This is a genomic window from Kolteria novifilia (genome assembly GCA_007748055.1).
Taxonomy (GTDB): Bacteria; Planctomycetota; Planctomycetia; order Kolteriales; family Kolteriaceae; genus Kolteria; species Kolteria novifilia.
Genome location: CP036279.1, coordinates 3903688 through 3922579 on the forward strand (window position 1 = coordinate 3903688; position 18892 = coordinate 3922579).

General features: G+C 61.8%; 21 protein-coding genes and 1 tRNA gene. 18 read left to right on the forward strand and 4 right to left on the reverse strand.

Features of this window, described 5'->3' with window-relative positions:
- Positions 1 to 23 precede the first annotated feature (23 nt).
- Positions 24 to 1220, reverse strand: coding sequence for an MFS transporter (locus Pan216_RS14180; protein WP_145258623.1), 1197 nt, complete (start codon positions 1218 to 1220; stop codon positions 24 to 26).
- 265 nt (positions 1221 to 1485) lie between these two features.
- On the opposite strand from Pan216_RS14180, the gene Pan216_RS14185 reads away from it, so the two are divergent.
- The 3 genes from Pan216_RS14185 to Pan216_RS14195 all read left to right on the forward strand — a co-directional run bounded on the left by Pan216_RS14185 (position 1486) and on the right by Pan216_RS14195 (position 5990).
- Entirely contained in the window at positions 1486 to 2472 is a 987-nt protein-coding gene (locus tag Pan216_RS14185; protein ID WP_145258625.1) for a glycosyltransferase, read from the forward strand.
- Between the two features lie 9 nt (positions 2473 to 2481).
- Positions 2482 to 3408, forward strand: a complete 927-nt coding sequence (locus Pan216_RS14190) for a Fe-S cluster assembly protein HesB (RefSeq protein WP_145258627.1) — start codon at positions 2482 to 2484, stop codon at positions 3406 to 3408.
- Between the two features lie 395 nt (positions 3409 to 3803).
- Positions 3804 to 5990 carry a type VI secretion system Vgr family protein gene (locus Pan216_RS14195; protein WP_145258629.1) on the forward strand — a complete coding sequence of 729 codons (2187 nt, stop codon included), beginning with the start codon at positions 3804 to 3806 and terminating at the stop codon, positions 5988 to 5990.
- Between the two features lie 186 nt (positions 5991 to 6176).
- Here the strand turns inward: Pan216_RS14195 and Pan216_RS14200 are convergent, their stop codons facing one another.
- A complete protein-coding gene (locus Pan216_RS14200; RefSeq protein WP_145258631.1) occupies positions 6177 to 8306 on the reverse strand; it encodes a BatA domain-containing protein in 2130 nt (709 codons plus the stop codon).
- Positions 8307 to 8467: 161 nt separating this feature from the next.
- On the opposite strand from Pan216_RS14200, the gene ubiE reads away from it, so the two are divergent.
- The 4 genes from ubiE to Pan216_RS14220 all read left to right on the forward strand — a co-directional run bounded on the left by ubiE (position 8468) and on the right by Pan216_RS14220 (position 10856).
- Positions 8468 to 9226, forward strand: coding sequence for a bifunctional demethylmenaquinone methyltransferase/2-methoxy-6-polyprenyl-1,4-benzoquinol methylase UbiE (gene ubiE / locus Pan216_RS14205; RefSeq protein WP_145258633.1), 759 nt, complete (start codon positions 8468 to 8470; stop codon positions 9224 to 9226).
- The gene (locus Pan216_RS14210) at positions 9219 to 9824 is read left to right on the forward strand and encodes a UbiX family flavin prenyltransferase (RefSeq protein ID WP_145258635.1); all 606 of its coding nucleotides are present in this window, start codon (positions 9219 to 9221) and stop codon (positions 9822 to 9824) included. Before ubiE ends, Pan216_RS14210 begins: the two co-directional genes overlap by 8 nt.
- 128 nt (positions 9825 to 9952) lie before the next feature.
- The gene (locus Pan216_RS14215; RefSeq protein ID WP_145258637.1) at positions 9953 to 10375 is read left to right on the forward strand and encodes a PilZ domain-containing protein; all 423 of its coding nucleotides are present in this window, start codon (positions 9953 to 9955) and stop codon (positions 10373 to 10375) included.
- A gap of 70 nt (positions 10376 to 10445) precedes the next feature.
- Positions 10446 to 10856, forward strand: a complete 411-nt coding sequence (locus tag Pan216_RS14220) for a PilZ domain-containing protein (RefSeq protein WP_145258638.1) — start codon at positions 10446 to 10448, stop codon at positions 10854 to 10856.
- A 51-nt stretch (positions 10857 to 10907) separates the two neighbouring features.
- Here the strand turns inward: Pan216_RS14220 and Pan216_RS14225 are convergent, their stop codons facing one another.
- Positions 10908 to 11471, reverse strand: a complete 564-nt coding sequence (locus tag Pan216_RS14225; RefSeq protein WP_419192515.1) for a flavoprotein — start codon at positions 11469 to 11471, stop codon at positions 10908 to 10910.
- Positions 11464 to 12198, reverse strand: coding sequence for a phosphopantothenoylcysteine decarboxylase domain-containing protein (locus Pan216_RS14230; protein WP_145258642.1), 735 nt, complete (start codon positions 12196 to 12198; stop codon positions 11464 to 11466). Before Pan216_RS14230 ends, Pan216_RS14225 begins: the two co-directional genes overlap by 8 nt.
- Before the next feature lie 104 nt (positions 12199 to 12302).
- On the opposite strand from Pan216_RS14230, the gene Pan216_RS14235 reads away from it, so the two are divergent.
- The 11 genes from Pan216_RS14235 (at position 12303) to Pan216_RS28365 (ending at position 18890) form a co-directional block, all read left to right on the forward strand.
- Positions 12303 to 12376, forward strand: a tRNA-Asp gene (locus Pan216_RS14235).
- Positions 12377 to 12459: 83 nt separating this feature from the next.
- A complete protein-coding gene (locus Pan216_RS14240) occupies positions 12460 to 13146 on the forward strand; it encodes a helix-turn-helix domain-containing protein (protein ID WP_145258644.1) in 687 nt (228 codons plus the stop codon).
- Between the two features lie 31 nt (positions 13147 to 13177).
- Positions 13178 to 13423 carry a helix-turn-helix domain-containing protein gene (locus Pan216_RS14245; RefSeq protein ID WP_419192516.1) on the forward strand — a complete coding sequence of 82 codons (246 nt, stop codon included), beginning with the start codon at positions 13178 to 13180 and terminating at the stop codon, positions 13421 to 13423.
- Positions 13424 to 13435: 12 nt separating this feature from the next.
- Positions 13436 to 13672, forward strand: a complete 237-nt coding sequence (locus tag Pan216_RS14250; RefSeq protein WP_419192517.1) for a helix-turn-helix domain-containing protein — start codon at positions 13436 to 13438, stop codon at positions 13670 to 13672.
- Between the two features lie 57 nt (positions 13673 to 13729).
- Entirely contained in the window at positions 13730 to 14029 is a 300-nt protein-coding gene (locus tag Pan216_RS14255; protein ID WP_145258650.1) for a hypothetical protein, read from the forward strand.
- 321 nt (positions 14030 to 14350) lie between these two features.
- Positions 14351 to 15253, forward strand: a complete 903-nt coding sequence (locus Pan216_RS14260; RefSeq protein ID WP_145258652.1) for a tyrosine-type recombinase/integrase — start codon at positions 14351 to 14353, stop codon at positions 15251 to 15253.
- Between the two features lie 387 nt (positions 15254 to 15640).
- On the forward strand, positions 15641 to 16087 hold the full coding sequence (locus Pan216_RS14265; protein WP_145258654.1) for a carbon storage regulator: 447 nt from the start codon (positions 15641 to 15643) through the stop codon (positions 16085 to 16087).
- A 380-nt stretch (positions 16088 to 16467) separates the two neighbouring features.
- Positions 16468 to 17511, forward strand: a complete 1044-nt coding sequence (locus Pan216_RS14270) for a tyrosine-type recombinase/integrase (RefSeq protein ID WP_145258656.1) — start codon at positions 16468 to 16470, stop codon at positions 17509 to 17511.
- A gap of 74 nt (positions 17512 to 17585) precedes the next feature.
- Positions 17586 to 17909: a hypothetical protein gene (locus tag Pan216_RS14275; RefSeq protein WP_145258658.1), complete on the forward strand. Its 324-nt coding sequence runs from the start codon at positions 17586 to 17588 to the stop codon at positions 17907 to 17909.
- A gap of 4 nt (positions 17910 to 17913) precedes the next feature.
- On the forward strand, positions 17914 to 18435 hold the full coding sequence (locus Pan216_RS14280) for a hypothetical protein (RefSeq protein WP_145258660.1): 522 nt from the start codon (positions 17914 to 17916) through the stop codon (positions 18433 to 18435).
- Positions 18432 to 18890 carry a hypothetical protein gene (locus Pan216_RS28365; protein ID WP_419192518.1) on the forward strand — a complete coding sequence of 153 codons (459 nt, stop codon included), beginning with the start codon at positions 18432 to 18434 and terminating at the stop codon, positions 18888 to 18890. Before Pan216_RS14280 ends, Pan216_RS28365 begins: the two co-directional genes overlap by 4 nt.
- Positions 18891 to 18892 lie beyond the last annotated feature (2 nt).

Below are 18892 nucleotides of genomic sequence, written 5' to 3' on the forward strand. Positions count from 1 at the left end.
GCGCTTCTCGATCGGCGCTCCCATCACCCAACCGCCGGCACCTGAACGTTCCCGCGACAAGGCGTCGGCTCCTCGATCGACATCGGAATCCACAGGCAGATCAGACTCGCCAGCAGCGTTCCCAACGGAAAATATGTGAACGCCAACTCCGGGGCCCCGAGTTCGTTGAAGACCGCCATCCCAATCGCGGTGATCGTTCCCGCGATCCCCCAAGCGCCGCCCATCGTGATGGCGCTGGCGACTCGCTGACCGAAGGGAAGCAAGCGTTGCCCAAGGCTGATCATGATCGGGGTCGCCGCTCCCGTGGTGCTTCCCGCGAGCGCCAGCAAGCAGAGCATCAACGTCGGCGAGGCGTAGGGGCACAGCATCAGGGCCGGCACGCTCAACAAGGGTAAGAGCAAGACCGCCGAACGTTCGGTCCTGGGACCGATCAGAAAACCGGCCCCCAGCATTCCGACGCCCGAAGCGCCAATGTAGACCGCTTGCGCCAGTCCGATCTCCGTGGCGGAACCGCCTCGACGATTGATCATGTACGCCAATCCGATCATTGTGCCGCTGATCGCCAGCACGCGAAAAACACTACTGGTCAGCAAGAGGGTCAGCAAGCGCCGGGTTCTTGGCCGATCAACGCACTGGGGCGTCGCGATGGCTCGGGTGACCTGGGCGCTCGGCGTCGGCATCGACCGCCAGAGGCCAAAGGCGACAACACCCACCACCGGCAGCGCCCAGAGGATGCTCCACGACAGCGCTGCCATGCCGATCTCGGTCGTCATCCAGCCACTGTAGAGTGGGCCGAGTGTCGTGCCGACAAAGCCCGCGGTGGTGTAGATCGACATCGCCCGCCGACGATTTTCCGGCATGCACGCTCCCGCGAGAGCGGCCGACTCGGGATGGAACGCGGCGATGCCGAGACCACCGACCACCACCAGCAACGTGAAGACCAAGGGCGACGAGGTCGTTCCCAAGAGACTCAGGCAGATGACACCCACGATCGGGCCGCCCCAGATCAGCCAACTACCACGAAAACGGTCGCTCCAAATGCCGAACGCGACTTGGGCCAACGACGTCGACAGCATCCAGGCGGCGTAAACGATCTGGATCGACTCGTCATTGAGCGAAAGCCGACCGGCGAGCGTCGGCCAAAGCGGCTGTGGAAAAACAGCGAACATGTCCACGAGCACGTGACACACGACCAGAAGAGTCAAGCAGACGATCGGCATGGCATTCCTTGCCCATTCTCGCAGGAAAGCGACTAAAACGGGGATTGTCGACGTTCACACACCAGGGGGAGAGACGCGATCGACTCACTCGGTTCGCGCCATCGAGATTGAATCGGTGGGTCCTCAGGGTAGAACAGAACCATCATCTCGTACGTAACTGTCGGTCGGGAACGGAGATTCACCGTCCCTTCCGGACGAATGGTCCGGAGAGGGATGACGCGGAAGCATCTCCCCAAGCCTGACCGCGAACAACTGGCGGAGCGTCATGGATGACATCCCAAGCGACCGCGATCGGTCGCGACCACTCCTCTCGGCGGTCATTCTAAACTACGAACATGCCGCCGAAGCGGTCACCATGATTCGAGCCACGCGCGCCGCCGAACCGGAGCTTTTCGAAGCGACCGAGTGGCTCCTGATCCACAACGGCCCCGATCCGGCTCCGACCAGCGACGATGTCGGCCCCGGCGTCCGAGTGAGAACCTGCAAGAACAGAGGCTACGGTAGCGGCTTCAACCAAGCCTTCTCTTGGACCACCGGTGACTACGTCCTGGCGCTCAACGCGGACGTCGCTTACGAAGAGGGGTTTCTCGAGGCAACCCACGCGGTGATCAACGATCTCTCGATTCGCGAGGAAGCGTCGCGAACGGGCGTGGTCGGTTTCCGGCTGCTCAATGAAGATGGGTCACATCAAGGATCGGCGGGACAATTTCCCTCGCTGGCTCGATTCCTCCTCGGACAGTTCCAATCGCGCGCGACCCGCAAGTATCTGAGTCTCCCGACCGATCGGCCTTCGGAGGTTCCTTGGGTCACCGGCGCCTGCGTCTTGCTGAACCGACGTTGTTTCGAGGAGATCGGCCGTTTCGACGATTCCTATTTCATGTACTACGAGGACGTCGACTTGTGCCGCCGCTGCTGGGAAGCGGGCTGGAAGGTCCTCTTCGACCCGCGGCCTGCCCTGCGACATCTCCATCCCTATCATGCTCGCTCGCTGACCATCTCCATGGTGCGCATCGCCCGGCCTTCGCTCCTGCGTTACTTCCTCAAACATCGCCCGCAGTGGGAGTCTTTTCTCATCGCGACGATCATCCAATTCGAGAGTTGGTGGCGGCAACGCTGGGTGGGAGACGAGGATCGAGCCCACTGGCAAGCGATCGCGAGCGAAGCCCGTGAGCTTTGCGCCGAGTGGCACCGCAACCCGGATGTCGTCGTGAGTGTTCCTTCGACCGCGCTGCATCCGTTGCCGAAGGAGTGACGCGAACGCATGGGGCGTCTCTCGACGGTTCTCGAACCATCCGATCGTTTTTCGCTGAGGACGATCGTCTTCAGTCACGGCTGGTACGACCTGCCACCTTTCCATTGGGATCCCGAACAAGAGACGCTCACGACCTCGGCCCGTCTTCTTGGGCGAGCCGTTCTCTTGACTCTCCACGCCCCAACGCGGAGTGAACTTACCCTAGAGGTCGACTGTAAGGGTCGCGTTCCCAAGCGATTGGAAGGGGCGGCGATCGAACTGGTCACGACCATGCTCGGGCTCGACGGAGAAGTCGACGACTTTTTCTCCGCCGCGGGCAAGCGATACGCCTGGGCCCGCCGGATCGGCGCCGGCCGCCTGCTCCGGTCGCCGTCGGCGTTCGAGGACGCGGTCAAGATGCTCGCCACGACCAATTGCAGTTGGTCGCTCACCCGCTCCATGGTCAACAAATTGGTCGGTGAACTGGGCGACATCGGCCCCGGCGGACGTCGGCTCTTCCCCACGCCCGGCGCGATGGCCGATCAGCCGGTCTCGTTCTACAAGAGCCGCATTCGCGCGGGTTATCGCTCCGAGAGTTTGCAACGGTTCGCGGCGCAAGTCGTTGATGGGACGGTTGATCCGGAGCGATGGCCGGTTTGGGAGGGAACGACCGAGGAATTGATCGCCGAGATCGTCCAACTGCGAGGATTCGGATGCTACGCGGCGGAGAACCTCTGCAAGCTCTTTGGGCGGTTTGACTACCTCGGACTCGACAGTTGGTGTCTAAAAAAGTACACCACGCTTCATGGGCCCCAAGAGGATGTCGCCAAGGCGATTCGGGCCAAGTACGAGCAATTCGGCCGGTGGAAGGGCCTCGCTCTATGGCTCGATCTGACGCGTGACTGGCATGAGGGAAGCGCCCAGGAGGAGACGGCGACCGGTTTCACCAAGTCCTAAGGCTCTAGATTGGTAAGTTCGCTTGATGACAACTCGTTGCCCACTCGTGCGGGAGTGTGCTGAACGAGGGGGGCTCTTCCCGCATGCCCACGACAAGCGTGGGCATGTCACCCAGAAGATCTCTTGGCAAGGAGTCTACTCGTCAGGCCACTAGGCCCCGCTTCTGGAACGGATGATTGGCCGCATCTCGGGGCAAAAAGTCCGTTGGCGACCTGCAATACCCATTCCTCGACAGGGTCGCACCAGCAGTCGCCGTGTAACATGGCCGACTCGCCCAGGTTTCGGTTGATCCAGGCTGGATCGTCCCAACCGTCGGTGCCCGCGATGAGATCAACGCCATTTGTCGCGATCCGGCGGAACAGAAGCGTCAAGGTAGCACAGAACGGGGCAAAATCATGTCACTGGCCAAATACGTCGTCCCGGCCAACGAAGTCCACTACGAATTCGAAATCGCGGGGCTCAGCGAGTTTCAACTGACTCGCTTCGAACTTCACGAAGCCCTCAACGAGATCGGCTACCTCGACGTCGACTTGATCAACGTCGACACCTCCATCGACCTGGCCAGCGCGATGGGAAAGAAAGCGAGCTTGAAGATCCTCGCGGGCACCGAGGACGACCGCCAGGCACGCTACTACCACGGAATCGTGCAGCGATTCGAACTCACCGGCACCGACGACAAAGCCGCGTACTACAGCGCCCGCGTCGTTCCCCGACTTTGGAAGCTCGGCCGCAAGCACAAGAGTCGCGTCCACGTCACCGAGCAGTCACAGCGCAAGACGTTCAAGGACGTCGTCGAGAAGGTGCTCCAGGAAGGCGGACTCTCGGGAACGAGCGTCAGCTTCAAACTCAACGAGGGCGACTATCAGCCCTTCAGTTTCCTGACGCAGTACCGCGAAACGGACCTCGACTTCATCAAGCGACTTTGCGAGGAGGACGGCGTCGGCTTCTCTTTCGACCACACCGAGGAGGAAGAAGTCCTCCAGCTTTTCGACTCCAACCAGAAACTGAAAGAAGCCAATCCCTACAGCGAGGTGATCTACCGCCACGCCGCCGGCATGCTCGAGGACGAGTACGAGTCGATCCAGTCCTTTCAGGTATCGCACCAGCTCGACTACGGCAAAGTCGAGATGCGGGAATACGACTTCAAGGACTCGCAGAAGAAGATCTCCGGCGACAAGACCGGCAAATCCGACGACTCGCTCGAGTACTACGACTACGCGGTCAAGTTCCAGGACGAGGAGGGAGCGACCGAGCGGATGAAAAAGACCGCAAAGCTCCGCTCCGAGGAGTACGACGCCGGCGTCTATGTCGGCACCGGTCGGGGTGACTACCGCAGCATGGCCGCGGGCAAGCTCTTTACGCTCTCCGAATGCCCGAGCGACGCGCTCAACAAACAATGGCTTCCCGTGGAAGTCGTCCATCGCGGCACCGAGTCGAACCAAGTCGCCGGCGATGGCGCTCCCCTGGGAATGGGTGGCTATTCCTACTCGATGGAATTCAAGGCGATGCCCGCCGACGTCACCTTTCGCCCAAAACGCAAAGCCGCGAAACCAATCGTGCTCGGCAGCCAAACCGCCACCGTCGTCGGCCCCGCCGGCGAGGAGATTCACACCGACGAACATGGTCGCGTTCGGGTTCGCATGCACTGGGATCGCGAGCGTCAGAAGGAGGAAGACTCCTCATTCTGGATCCGCGTGAGTCAGCAGTCGGCCGGCCGGATGTGGGGCATGTTCTTCCTCCCGCGGATCGGTCAGGAGGTCGTCGTCGACTTCCTCGAGGGAGACCCCAACCATCCGATCATCACCGGGTCGGTCTACAACGACTACCAGCTTCCTCCCTACCGTCCCGTGCCGGAAAACAAGACTCGGTCGACGATCAAGACGAACTCGACGCCGGGTGGCAACGGATTCAACGAGCTCCGCTTCGAGGACAAGAAGGGCTCCGAGCAAGTCTTCATGCACGCCGAGAAGAACTTCGATCTCCGCGTCAAGAACGACGGGAAGGAGACCTACGGCAACAATCATCACCTCGTCGTCGGCGGGTCCAACGGCGGCGATCAACACGAACGCTACAAGAACGATCGCCACGTCATCGTCGAGAAGAACCACTACGAGAAGATCGAGTCGGAACGGAAGCTCAAGGTCGGCGGTGATCAGATCCAACACATCGACGGCGACTTCTTCAACGACGTCGGCGGTGATCGGCTGATGATCACCTCGGGCGATTCGAAGAACCGCGTGACCGGCGACTCGTTCCACACCGTCACCGGTGACCTGGAAGCGTACAGCGCCGCCGAGCAACGAGTCGGCGCGATGCGGAACGTCTGCATCAGCTCGGTCAGCGGCTCGGTCTTCGTCGCGGCCGTGCAGCAGATCCAACTCTCCGTCGGCCCGAGCTTCATCAAGATCGACAACACCGGCGTGACGATCGAAGGTCCGATGGTGAAGGTCAATAGCGGCGGCATCGCGACCCCGAACATGACCAAGTTCAAGCAACCCGAGGTGCGGAGCATGGACGAGGCCGATCCGGCCAAAGCCGCCGACGCCGACAACGACACCAGCGGCGAGAAGTCGGCCTGGTAACCGCTCCGGGAGTCGACTTTCCACAGGCTCGTTGGGACATCTCGAGAGACGTGCTGGGTGCCATGTTCAGAGAGGATCACGCTTGCGCGGGCATGCCAGGAAGACCTCGACCAACAAGGCAACATGGGCCTGTCGCGAACGGTCCGCATACGTGTCAGGCAATGGCTTGACCTATCGGGAAGGGTTCTACGCGTCGAGTTTGGGCTTTCGGTAGAACCGGTTGGCCAAGTAACCTTCGCCGAAGACCAACGCGATGATCAGGAGCATGATCCAAGGGAATAGTTCGCGCCCGACGCGACCGGTGTCGACCGCCTGCTCGAGTTCCTCCTTGTCGCGCACCACCACCGCCCGATCCTCGCCCAAGAGCTTCACCAGTTCCTCGGGTTCGAGTCGGCGAAGTTCGCTCTCGCTACTGGGCTCGTTGACGCTGAAACCGGAGACGAACGCCCGCCCGTTCTCCCGCGCCTCGACTCGGTAGGAGCCCAGTTCCTTGACCGCGGGAATCGTCAGCGCCGATTCCCCGGACTCGAGCGACATGCGCTCGACATTTTCCTTCGGATCGGTCACGGTGTAGAGCGCGAAGGGTTGTTTGTCGCCGATCTTCACCGTCACATGATCGCCCGCGAGGTAGTTGAGGTTCGCTTCCGACGCCCCGGCGAGATACTTGATCATCTGCTCGGCCAACACCACGTACGACCACCCCAATGGAATCTCGGTCCAGGTCTGAAGATCGGGTCGGTAGTGGGCGGCTGTCGTCAGCATGATCGAACGCCCCTTCTGGCCCTCACCGAAACTTCGCTCGAGGATCGCCGGATCGCCGTTGGTGTACGAGGCGAGTGTCTGGGTCCCGCGTTCGGCAAGTTTGACCTTCCAATACGCCAGCACCGCGAGAACTTCGAAATCGGTCGACGCGAAACGGCCGAAGGTTCGCAGCAGCGGATGAGTGAAGCGATCGAGACTCAGGTAGATCCCGTCCGGGACGCGAACCTCCTCGAGAAGCTCCGCCGGCAACGTGAGCCGAGCGGAAGCCGAGTTGAACGAGTTCTTGTCCGTCCGTTCGCCGAGCGCGACAAAGAGCCCCCCGCCCTCTTGCACGAACGTCGACAATTGAAGCCACGACTCCTGGGCGAGCGAGCCGACATTGATCAGGCTCACGACATCGAATCCCGCGAGGTTGGTATCGCCGAGATCCTTGCTTGCGGCCTGTTCGATCTCGTAGCGAGGCTCTTGGTTGCGAAGTAGCGCGGGAACCAGCGCGTTGACCCAATGAACCGCGTCGGTCGGCGTATCGGCCACGACGAGGACCCGAATCGCTTCCCGGACCTCGACGGTGAAGTAGTACTCGTCATTGAACGGAAGGGAATCACCCGCTCGCACCACCACGCTGCCGTGGTGCCGTCCCACCTCGAGACCCGGGACGGAGAACGCGATCTCCTCCGCTCCGTCCGCCTCCAGATGAATCATTTTCGTATGTCGGGGTTCCCCGTCGACATAGACCTCGATCGGTCGGTCGACCGCGGGGCCACGATTCTTGATCGTGGCCGTCAGCCTCAACGGCGTCTTCTCCGCGAGAACCTGTTCCGGGAGCCGCACGTCGTCGATGGCGATGTCCTCGGGGTTTTCGACCCCGACGTCGATGACGTAGATCCCGCTCCCGCCGCCCACCAACTCGGCGAGTTGTTCGATTCGGTCCGTTCCGGACATGTTCCAAGCGGTCGCCGCCAGGTCGGTCAGGACGTAGACCTCGCGGCGATCGCGTTCCGACTTCGCGAGCCCTTTCAACGCCACTTGAAGAGCGTCATTGAGCGGTCGTGGCGTCGCGTGTAGCTCGACCGATCCGACTCGGCTCGCGGCGGCGCGAGCTCCCAGCGGGACGCTCGAGACGGGAAACGACGACTCGATCACCGAGACCTCGCTTCCCTCGGGCATCTCACCAACGAGGTCCTTCGCGACCGCCTTGGCGACATCGAGACGGCTCTTCCCCTCCTTCTGATATTGCATGCTCAAACTGGTATCGAAGATCACCATCGCCGAGACGGGCGCCTCTTGATCGATCGGCATCAAGCTGCTGCGGAGGGTTGGACGCGCCAAGGCCAAGCCGAGCAAGGCGAACAGTGCGATCCGGAGAGCCAGCAGGATCAGTTGCCGCAACCGAAGCTTGCGGACCGTCGTCGTTTGTCGTTTGCGAATCAGTTCCAGGGCGGGAAAACGAATTGGTCGCGGACGTTGCTTGAGCAGCAGGTGCAGGACAATCGGAATCGATGCGGCGGCGATCCCCAGTAGTGCCAACCCGCCATGCAGAAAACTCAAACTCATTGCCGACTGTCACCTCTCCCGGAACGACGTCCCCACGGGGGACCATCGCGTGCGGCATCTGATCGACGACTTCCCGGCCCCGATCACTGTTTCCACTATACTTAGTCCAAGGAAGTCATGCTCGCGAGAGAAACCACTTTGCAGGGGGAACCTGACCTTCCATGCCAGTCGACGTTGAGGAAAAACCCGAAGCCACGTCCGCCGTGGACAAGAGCGGGGAGCGGGTCCGCGCGATGTTCGCCGGCGTCGCGAGCCGGTACGATCTGCTCAACCACCTCCTGAGTCTCAACATCGACAAACGCTGGCGACGCTTCTGTGTTCGAACCGTTCCCCCGAAAGGCTCGGATCCGATCCTCGACGTTTGTACCGGCACCGGCGATCTCGCCCTCGCCTACGATCAAGCCTCGCGCGGCGAAGCGCTGGTTCTCGGTAGCGACTTCTGCCACGAGATGCTCACCGTCGCCAAGCAGAAGATCGAGAAACGGGGGCGTCACATCCCCTTGATCGAGGCCGACGCCCAAGATCTCCCCTTCCCCAGCGATCACTTTCAAATCGTCTCGGTCGCCTTCGGCCTGCGAAATGTCAGCGACACCCATCGGGGACTTCGCGAATTGATCCGCGTCTGCCGCCCTGGGGGACGGGTCGCGATCCTCGAGTTCAGCAAGCCGCGCGTCGCTCCGCTGCGATGGCTCTACCTGGCCTACTTCAAGCATCTTCTCCCCCGTATTGGCGAGGCGGTCTCGGAGAACAGCCACGACGCGTACCACTATCTTCCCAACAGCGTTCTCGAGTTTCCCGACGGCCCCGAGATGGTCTCCTTACTCGAATCGATGGGACTGAAGAACGCCAAAGCCCATCCGCTGACGTTTGGCATTGCCACCCTCTACGTGGGCCAAAAGCCCAGAGCATCCGATGGCTGACCACCCGCTCGTCGTCGCCATCACCGGAGCGAGTGGATTCGAGTACGGCCGTCGTCTTCTCGAGGTGCTACTCCTTGCCGACCGGGAAGTCCACCTCGTGATGAGTCCCTCGGCGGCTCTCGTGGCCAAGACCGAGTCGGGCCGAACGATCGAACTCGAGCAGTTCACGTCGTCGGCCCTTATCGACGACGTCCCGGCCGATCGACTTCACTACTGGCGACATCACGACTTCATGGCGCCCGTCGCGAGCGGTTCCTTCCAAACCAGCGGCATGGCCATCGTCCCTTGCAGCATGGGAACGCTCGCCACCATTTCCCAAGGCCTCCAGACCAACCTGATTCATCGCGCGGCGGACGTTCATCTCAAGGAACGTCGGCCCCTGGTACTCACGCCGCGTGAAACCCCTCTCAGTTTGATCTCACTGGAAAACATGACACGCGTCACCCGGGCGGGAGCTACCGTCCTACCGGCGATGCCCGGCTTTTACCACAAGCCCCAACGGATCGACGACTTGATCGACTTCATCGTCGCGAGAATTTGCGATCATTTGGGAATCGACGCCGAGCTCACGCCGAGGTGGGGCAAACCGAAGAGCTAGCCAGCCGGTCTCGACCAATCGCGTCGAGCATTCGACTTTCAGTCCCCAGTTCGACTTGCGTCCGGCCCTGCCAAAGGCTAGACTCCAGTGAGAGTGAAAATCCACCCAACTCCCAACGAGTCAACGACGTGAACGTGAAAGTTCTCGACACGGAGGTCGATCTTGCTCCATGGGCTCGACGAGTCCTGAGGAAAGCGGGATGCCTCGCCGATCCGCAGTCCGCTGGTCGACGACACGAACGCCATGAATGCCACGAGTCGATCGACCTGATCTCCATCGACCTGGAAACACTGAAACCGCTTGTGGCCAAAGGCACTACGGGCTGCGTCCGAGACATCTCCGATTCGGGAATCTCGGTCTCCGTCTCGGAACCCCTCACGTCGGACCTCGTGGTGGGTCGATTGACGGACGATCGCGGCGTCTACCTCCTGCGTGTCGCCAATTGCCGCTATGAGGAGCAAGGATTGCGATACGGCATGCAAATCCTCGATCGCTATGCCACCCTGGACGAAACACTCTGGGCTTCGTACGCCAAATCGGTAACGGCGTAGTCCGGTCCCACGACCCCCCGCTAGGATCGGCGGCACTCGTTTCTCCCGAACTCTCGCTCGGAGAAAAGCCATGGCGATCCGCGAAGCCGACGACTCGATCAAGGAGCGGACGCAAGCCCTTCAAAAGTGGGTGCGGCGCGTCGTCGCCGACCACGCCAAGTCCAAGCCAAACGACGAACAACGGCGGTTTCCGCGACACCGCGTCGATTGCAAAGCCCAGATCACCCCTCTGAACGCGGAAACCCTCCAGCCGGAGACGAAGCTCAAGCGGTTGGCGGTCACCAAGGACATCTCGACCCACGGACTCGGCCTCGTCGGTAACGATCGCCTCCAGGGGGACCTCTTCTTCGTCAACTTGATCGGCACGAAACAGCTACTCTTGGGCCGAGTCTCCAGACAACGCCAGATCCAAGGCAGCGTCTACGAGTACGGCTTCGAGATCATCGACCGCTACGAGGCGGAGTCCATGGAACTCTGGTGAGCGACGCGTCGCCCAGCCTCAGTCCGTCCGGATTGCCGTTCACTTCAGGACTCACCCCTTCCGCGGAAGAAGTTCCCGAACTTTTGCCGCGATCGTGTCCGCTTCCGCCAACGCTCCCACGCCCACATCCCCGCAAGCGAGTTCCTTCTCGATCGGCTCGACAACGTGACCTCCCCAGGAACGGAACAACTCGAGGCTGCGACACGTGACCGGATGATCCCACATCATCGTGTTCATCGCGGGGGCGACGACGAAGGGAACCCGGTAGTTCCACGCCCGCGCGACCGATAAGAGCAGGTTGTCCGCGATGCCCGCCGTGATTTTCGCCAAGGTGTTGGCCGACAGCGGGGCAATGACGAAAAGGTCGGCCCATTTCCTCAACTCGATGTGGAGGACGGGATCGCCGAGTTGCTCCCACTCCCGCCATTCCCCTTCGTCGTCGTGGACGTCGACCTCTCGGGGAAACGCCGGCCGGAAGTGCTTGGCTCGATCCGTCACCACGACGCGCAACCGCCCAAGTTCGCCCAGCGACGACGCGAGCCGATCGGCCCGAATCGCGGCGACGCTGCCGGTCACTCCCCAAAGGATGTTGGGGGGGGATGCCGTTTTACCCACGTCTTTTCTCCTCCGCCCAGCACCATAGCCGATCGACCAAACGATCCGCGATGTCGACCGTCCGCTCCGAAAAGGTCTCCGTCGCTTCGCCATCGCGGACCAAGTGGATCGTATGACAACCCGACTGGAGCAGTCGCCAATCGTTGGCGACCGTCACATCGACTCGGTTGGCTCGACCGGCATCGCGAGCGACGTCGACCAAGTGCTCCTCGGCAACGCCCGAAAGGAGCTTGAAGCCAACGAGGTAGGCCTTCGGAGCCCAGTCGCGGGCTTGGGCGATGAACTTGGGCACGCGCCGCAACCGCAACGTCAGTTCGTCCTCCCGCGACGAGATCTTCCCCGTGGTGGGCATCGGAGCGTAGTCGGAGACCGCCGCCGCCAGCACCACCATGTCGAACGCCTCCCTCCTCAGCAACTCGCGCAGTCGCTCGCCGTAGTCATCGGGCGTATCGAATCGCTCCTCCCGATAGCGAGTTGCCCACTCGGCCCACCGAGACGATGCCTCGCGGCACTGGCCGAGTTCATCCTCCCAAGCTCCCGCAAAGTCAATCGTCCGCGCGAGAGGCATCTCGGCTTGAGGACTCGCCAAGTGGACCACCTTGGCCCCACGCCCGAGAAGTTCCCGCACGATGCGCGCGCCAAACCGCCCGGTGGAACTGTTCCCAATCCAGCGAACATCGTCCACTCGTGCCCGCGTCCCGCCTGCCGTGACCAAGACTCGCATCATCCAGGTTGTCTACCTCCATCGACTTACGACGCAACCTCAAGAAATTCCGTCTCGAGAGGTTGAACAGACCCTCCCTTTCTTGCATACATAGTTTCTTCCCAATTGGGGATGTAGCTCAATCGGTTAGAGCACTGGACTGTCGATCCAGAGGTTGCGGGTTCGAGTCCCGTCATCCTCGCTTGTCGTTCCTTTCTGGAACGGCGAAAGAGGCGGCGCCGGACGCCGGCCAACTTCCTTTGACACAGCAAACGGGAGTAGGTGATGGATACCTCCCTATTCCGGCGAAAGAACGGCAATGGGCTGAACGGCTTCCGACGGGGCATCCCTCCTCAGCGACACTCTCCCCTCCTAATGCTCACGGCCAACCTCAATTCCTTTTGCAGGCTTTGGAAGGTCTCGACCCAATTTGTTGCTCATCACGCACTGATGTCGATCGAGAAGCTCGAGCGTCTTGCTGCGTCTCATGGCTGGGAGGAAAGTCCAACGGTTCACCAGTTGGGCAAGATCGCCGACTCGATGCGACTGAGCGCGGCCGACTTGCTTGACCCAATCGAGTCGGCACGCCGTTCTCTCCTTGAGGGCACCAAGTACAGCAGAAGTCCGACCCTTCGCAACTTCGTCGCCCATGACCTCCTCGACGACATCGTTCTCGCTCACATCCTTGCAGTCAACATGCGCTGCGGGATCCTGGACTGCGATGTCCAACTCGATGTCGAACGCCTCGAAGCCGCAACTGGCATTTCCCGCGAACGCCTAACCCGTTTTCTCCACGCCCAGGGGCTCCCTTCTGTCGCTGATGGCTATCGAATTGCCGATGCGCTCGGCGTCAGTGTCGACGACCTCCTGTCGGAACGGCGGTTCGGACAGAACATCCGCGACTTGGAGGAGATGATCAACCACTACGAACCCCATCGCATGGACGAAGTCAGCATCCGCTTTTCAGGTTGAAGCAGTTCGTACAATGGGAGGCATGAACGACGTGATCGACGACGACGAACTGGCCGGCCGCGAACTCTTCGCCACCCAACTAGAAGCGTGCATGAAAGAGCATGCACTTACCCAATCCGAGCTTTCCCGGCGCACAGGGATCACCCAGAATCAGATCTCCCGATACCTCGGCAGGAAGTGCAGCCCAAGCGTCTTCGTCGTCCAGCGTCTCGCGAGGGAATTCGATGTCACGATCGAGGAAATGCTCGGCGCGACTCCAGCACTCGCCCGCCGCTAAGTGAGGCCCATTGTGATCGACGAAATCAAAGGCCGCCGGAACTTCGCCGCCAACCTCCGCGCGCGAATGGAAGAACTCAGCCTCAGTCAGTCCGAGCTGGCACGGCGAGCCAACGTCAAACAGCCGCAGATCTCCGAGTACATTCGAGGCAACCAAAGCCCCTCCCTTTTCGCCGCGCTACGCATCGCTGAGGCCGTTAGCCTCTCGATCGAGGATCTATGCGTCGCTCCTCTCGCCCAAGCCAGTTGACCGTCCACGCCGTTCCCCTAGCCATATCCACGCTGCGGGTACCGTCGCGAGGTACCAATGACCGAACGTATCGACGTCACCTGTCCTGACTGCGGCCACTCCGGTCGTAGCCTTCCGGGAAAGCGAATCCGCTGCCCCAAGTGTCACCACTCCTTCAATGCCCCCAACCCTGCCGAGGAAGCCGACGGCTTCTTCGAAGAGCCCGACACACCGCAATCACTGAAGTACCTCGAGCACGAATTCAACAAGACTTTCGCCAGCTCGATGGGTTGCGGACTGTCGTGCCTGATCCTCTTCGCGATATCGTTCGGCGGCTTGCTTGCCCTCGCCGCCATCGCCCAGTTCTTCAGTGGCTAGTCACCCACCGAGCAAAAGTGAAAGAGATTCGCGTTGACGGCCTATCCTTATATGGATAGATTCTTCCTCACCCCTGGACGTGAGCATCCCCTGTTGATGACCCATGTCTGCGGGTGAGTTCTTCGTTTCGTGATGATTCCATCGGCGCGGGAATGAACCTTTCGGTTCAGCGCTTCGGTTGCGCTGTCGCTGGAATCGGCACACTTGCCGTAAATGGAAAGGCCACGGAAGCCGCCATGAACCAGCGACCACCCGAAACGATCGCATCGGACGCGATCACCAGAAGCCGCGGCGGGGGTCGCCAAGCTCGGAGTCCCGCCGATGCACACGTTCTTCACTCAGCACTATCAGCCCTTGCGGCTGACCGGCCGTTCCTGGCGAACGGTCGAACAATACGAAGTCGCGATCAGCAACTTCTCTGCTTTTCTCGGTCGACCGGCGACGCTGGACGACTTGAGCGATCATGCGGTCGCTCGCCTGGCCCAATGGATGCTCGATCGCGGTCGCTCGACGGCAACCGCGAACAAGACCTTGCGTCACTTGCGGGCGCTGTGGCGGTTCGCCAGAAAGCGCAAGCTGATCGCGTCGAAGCCTCGTTTCGAACCCTTGGCCGAGTACGATCGCAGCCCGCGAGCCTGGACCGCCGAAGAAGTCTCTCGACTGCTCGACGCCTGTCGACAAGTGGAAGGCGACATCGGGTCGGTCACCGCTCGGAGCTTCTGGCCGGCACTGGTGCTCTTCGTCTTCGACACGGGGATTCGCAAGCAGGCGACGCTCAACCTCTCGCCCGTCGACGTCGATCTCGAATCGCGATCGGTCACGATCCCAGCGGAGCTCCAAAAGAACCGCCGCGAGGAGACGCACGGTTTCAGCTCGCAGACCGCCGAGGCAATCGCCGCCATGGGAACCGACGACCGCGAGTTTCTCTTCCCTTGGCCCCACGACCGCTATCGCCGCACAACCTGGACGTGGCTCAATCGGGCCTTTCGCGACATCGTCGAAGCGGCGGATCTCGACGCGAGCGCCGGTCACTTCCAGCGATTAAGACGCACGCGGGCAACGCTCGGCGAGATGGTCGCTCCCGGAAGTGCGACGCTCGATCTCGGTCATTCGCGGCGATCGATCACGCTCAAACACTACATCGATCGTCGGCAACTCGGTCGCTCTCCGGTCGTCGATCGACTCCCGAGGCCTGGTCAGTCGCCCCCGACCCCGACCTCTTGATGCACGTTCCGCAGCCCCCGGCCAGATGGCGCCGCCAGTCGCCGGCCGGGGGCTCTGTTTTCTACACGCAGCTTTTTCAACGAACCACGATCGCCGACGGGGTCTTTGGCGCGACCGCGGGCCGAGAGCAGGAGCGCCATGCTCCTGCGGTCATGGCTCGGCGATCCTGGAGGGGGGGGACGCAAGCCGGCCATGGCGGGCCGCGATCGTCGTCCCTGCGTCGAGGGTTGGTCTTGGCCGATCAAGAGGATCGGCCAAGCCAACGGTCTTTCGATCACATTGATTCAAGGGCGTTAGGGAAATGGCGCCCTTGATGGCCGGCCTAGTGGGCATCCCAGGCGACTAGGCCGGCCGCATCTTTCACGGATTGTCACCAAGGAGGCAAGGATGCTCGTTCTATCGCGCCGACACCACGAGTCGGTCCTCTGTTTCTCGCACGATCACCGGATCGACGTCACCGTCGCGGAGATTCGCGGCGACAAGGTCCGGCTCGGCTTCACCGCGCCGCCCGAGGTCGCGATCATGCGCGAGGAGATCGTCAACGGCTTTCGAGGAGTACTCCCGATGGCAACCCAGGGGCTTCTATCGCTCATCCGCGAGGTCGGGTTCGATTCGCTCGAGCAGCTCGCCCGTGAGTTCGCCGACCGCAAGCCGTCGCCACAGATCTACGGCGCCGACGACGTCGCTCATTTCATCGCCTGCATGGAGGGATGGAAAGAAGCCGTCGCTGACGGAGACGAGGAGAAGGAGGTCCGTTGTCTTAAGAGCCTCACGGTCCTCAGCCTTCGCCTGATCGTCCAGCCGAATAACCAACAGCAACGACAGGGGGCCTAGCGAAAACCCTCGCATGGGGGGCGGGCCGGCATCGCTGCGTTGGCGATGGTTTTGGAGGAAAGGCTTCTCCTCTCACCGCTTCGACCCCGCCCTCCTTGCGATTGTTTTCAAAGCCTCGGTGAGAGAGCGACAGGGACAAGAAAAAATAATGCTGCACCACGTTTCGGCCGAACAGTCACCCAAAAGACCCTCGGCCGACCGCAAATCCCTGGTTGCGGAAGTGGGCGTTGCAGCAATGGCCGCTCTCTCGCCGGTGCTTTGGAGCAAGCAAGCCTGACATCCGGTAGGCAGTCATTCGGGGACGCCCGACGGCCGTCGACTCCGGCTCGAGCCAACGAGCTCATCGAAACCCTTGTGCGGGAACATGGAGGGTCGAAGGTATGCGCCGCCGTCGCCGTTTTGATCGAATTACCCTTCGTTGCCAAAAGACGAAGGGTAAAAATCACGCCCCGTCCGGCTCCGACCATGGTCGCTCCTGGCGTCTTGGTTACTCGCCTCGAGGCTCCTGGGACGAGGCCTTCGATCTGATCGAATCGATCTACGCGCCGCCCCTGGCCGCGATCGCGACGCTCCGAAAGCATCGCCAAGTCCGCGGCCTCCTCGAGTCGGTCGCCAGCTCGCCGGGGAAGCTCACCGTCCCCGCGATCGCGAAGCTCGCCAAGCAGCTCGCGGAACGCCGCGACCACTCGACGGTCAACACACTTCTCGCCTTCGCACGCACGCAATGCGGCCTCTTCACCGCCCAAGGTTGGCTTGAGCCGAACCCCTTCGAGCTCCGCTCGTTCTTCCTGCGCGAATCGGAACCTTCCGTCTCGCACTTGGTCCACGCCGACGTCATCCGTCTGCTCGACCAAGCCGACCGCGAATTCCAAACCGCGCCGACCGAGCGGAAGCGTTGGGAAGCCTCGCGGCTGCGGTGCCTGCTCTACGTCGTGGCCTACACCGGTCTCCGCGCGGAAGAGGCTCTCCACCTGCGTGTCGGCGATCTGGATCCCGACCATCGGATCTTGTGGGTTGCCGACGACCACCACCGGACCAAGACCGCCGGCTCGGTCGCTCCGGTCCCCTTGCCCGCGATCGCGGTCGAGGTGTTGCTCGAGCATCTCCGCGTGAACGACGGCCGGTCGTTCTTGTTTGGGCTCAAGTCCGCGGACAAGCCATGGTCGCAGCAGAACGCCAAGCACGGCTATCGGGCGAGCGACCGGCTCAAGCAGCTTGGCGAGCGGGCCGGCGTCGCCGGCGTGACGCTTCTCCGTTTGCGGCACACGTGCGCGACGCACGCGGAGTCTCTATGGGGTCTGTCGCGGGGTCAGATCCAATCGATTTTGCGGCACGATTCGCCGAGGACGCAGCGGCACTACCGGCACGCCGACGCGTGCAATCTCGCGAAGCTCGTCGAGCACGTGAACTACCGGGCCAACTAGAGCCCCCCGGGGACCGGGGGGTTGGGGGGTGCGACTCAAGGCGAGTCGCGAATCGACGAGAAAGGAACCCACACGTGACCACTTCCACCGATCGACGTCCCGATCTTGTCCGTCTCGCCGAAGCGGCCCTTAGTGGTCTCGGCACGACGGCCGACGATGTCACCGCCTCGCTTCTCCGCGCGGGATGCACGGGGGATCACTGCTCGGCGAATACGTGTCCCATCGCGAGGTTCCTGTTTCGGTTCGGCTTTCGCGAAGTCACCGTCGTCGGCGATTGGGCCGTCGTCCGAACCTCCTCAAGCAGCGTCGAGTATTGGCAGATCGTCCTTCCGGATGCCGTCAACGACTTCGTCCGCGACTTCGACACCAACCACTACCCCCAGCTCGAAAGGATCTAGCCCGATGGCACTCACCCCGGACGAGGAACAGCTAGCCGAAGCCATGGCAGGCGAGCTCGACGGTCGGCAAACGATCGAATGGACCGTGCACCCTGCCGAAGTCTTCCTCATCATCGGCGCGTTGCAGACCGTCCTGCATCACCCGGACGCCACGTTCTTTCAAAAGAAGCTATTCGCGGGAATCGTTTTTCTGCTGCGTCATCACCTTCCCGACGGCCCCATTCAAGCGTTCATCGACGAAGGGCAAAAGCCAATCCAGGAACAGCGCGACCCCTCCAACGCGGACCAAGAGGCGGTCGCGGAGGCCCTCCACGCCGTCGGACCCACCACGATTCCGATCTCGAACATCCACGCGTACACCATCATTTCCGCGATCCAAGTAGCTCATCGGCATCCGCACATGGAAGACTTCGCTCGCGAACGACTCGACAACGTCGCCGATACCCTCACCGCCGCGATCGGGGGCAGCGCCATGAAGAAGGCGATCGCCCTCGGTTGGGAAAACACAAGGAGGACACAAGCATGACACCGACCACACGAACCGCTTCGGCCGCGACCACCGCCGTCTGGCACGACCACGCGGCGCACCTCTATACCGCGATCAATCTCGTCCTCTCCGTCCATCTCCAGGCTCGCCGGCACCGCAACGCCGACGTCCTCGCCAAGCTCGACGCCCTGATCGCCCACTTGCGACGTCACCTGCGATCGGAGCTCGTCCAAGCCGAAATCGACCGTTGGCTGACGATCGACCTTGCCAATAAACAGCCCCAACCCGACGGGCCGACCATTCGCGCCCTCGCCGAAGACGCCGATCGCCAGGGCACCGTCCGCGTCCCTCTCTCCCCCGACCAGTACGCCACGTTCGTTGCCGCCCTGCGTTGGACGCGGCTCGATCCGAGAATGCGATTACCTCACTTCGTCGACCAGCTGGTCGGGAGGCTCGAGCGTCTATTCCATCATCCAGCTCCGACCATCAACTAGGA

Excerpts from the sequence above, each read along its gene's own strand:
- Pan216_RS14220 (WP_145258638.1), top strand. The coding sequence starts at position 10,446 with ATGGCGATCCGCGAAGCCGACGACTCGATCAAGGAGCGGACGCAAGCC.
- ubiE (WP_145258633.1), top strand. The coding sequence starts at position 8,468 with ATGCCAGTCGACGTTGAGGAAAAACCCGAAGCCACGTCCGCCGTGGAC.
- Pan216_RS14270 (WP_145258656.1), top strand. The coding sequence starts at position 16,468 with ATGCGCCGCCGTCGCCGTTTTGATCGAATTACCCTTCGTTGCCAAAAG.
- Pan216_RS14180 (WP_145258623.1), bottom strand. The coding sequence starts at position 1,220 with ATGCCGATCGTCTGCTTGACTCTTCTGGTCGTGTGTCACGTGCTCGTG.
- Pan216_RS14200 (WP_145258631.1), bottom strand. The coding sequence starts at position 8,306 with ATGAGTTTGAGTTTTCTGCATGGCGGGTTGGCACTACTGGGGATCGCC.
- Pan216_RS14255 (WP_145258650.1), top strand. The coding sequence starts at position 13,730 with ATGACCGAACGTATCGACGTCACCTGTCCTGACTGCGGCCACTCCGGT.
- Pan216_RS14195 (WP_145258629.1), top strand. The coding sequence starts at position 3,804 with ATGTCACTGGCCAAATACGTCGTCCCGGCCAACGAAGTCCACTACGAA.
- Pan216_RS14260 (WP_145258652.1), top strand. The coding sequence starts at position 14,351 with ATGCACACGTTCTTCACTCAGCACTATCAGCCCTTGCGGCTGACCGGC.
- Pan216_RS14190 (WP_145258627.1), top strand. The coding sequence starts at position 2,482 with ATGGGGCGTCTCTCGACGGTTCTCGAACCATCCGATCGTTTTTCGCTG.
- Pan216_RS14280 (WP_145258660.1), top strand. The coding sequence starts at position 17,914 with ATGGCACTCACCCCGGACGAGGAACAGCTAGCCGAAGCCATGGCAGGC.
- Pan216_RS14230 (WP_145258642.1), bottom strand. The coding sequence starts at position 12,198 with ATGATGCGAGTCTTGGTCACGGCAGGCGGGACGCGGGCACGAGTGGAC.
- Pan216_RS14210 (WP_145258635.1), top strand. The coding sequence starts at position 9,219 with ATGGCTGACCACCCGCTCGTCGTCGCCATCACCGGAGCGAGTGGATTC.
- Pan216_RS14265 (WP_145258654.1), top strand. The coding sequence starts at position 15,641 with ATGCTCGTTCTATCGCGCCGACACCACGAGTCGGTCCTCTGTTTCTCG.
- Pan216_RS14240 (WP_145258644.1), top strand. The coding sequence starts at position 12,460 with ATGGATACCTCCCTATTCCGGCGAAAGAACGGCAATGGGCTGAACGGC.
- Pan216_RS14185 (WP_145258625.1), top strand. The coding sequence starts at position 1,486 with ATGGATGACATCCCAAGCGACCGCGATCGGTCGCGACCACTCCTCTCG.
- Pan216_RS28365 (WP_419192518.1), top strand. The coding sequence starts at position 18,432 with ATGACACCGACCACACGAACCGCTTCGGCCGCGACCACCGCCGTCTGG.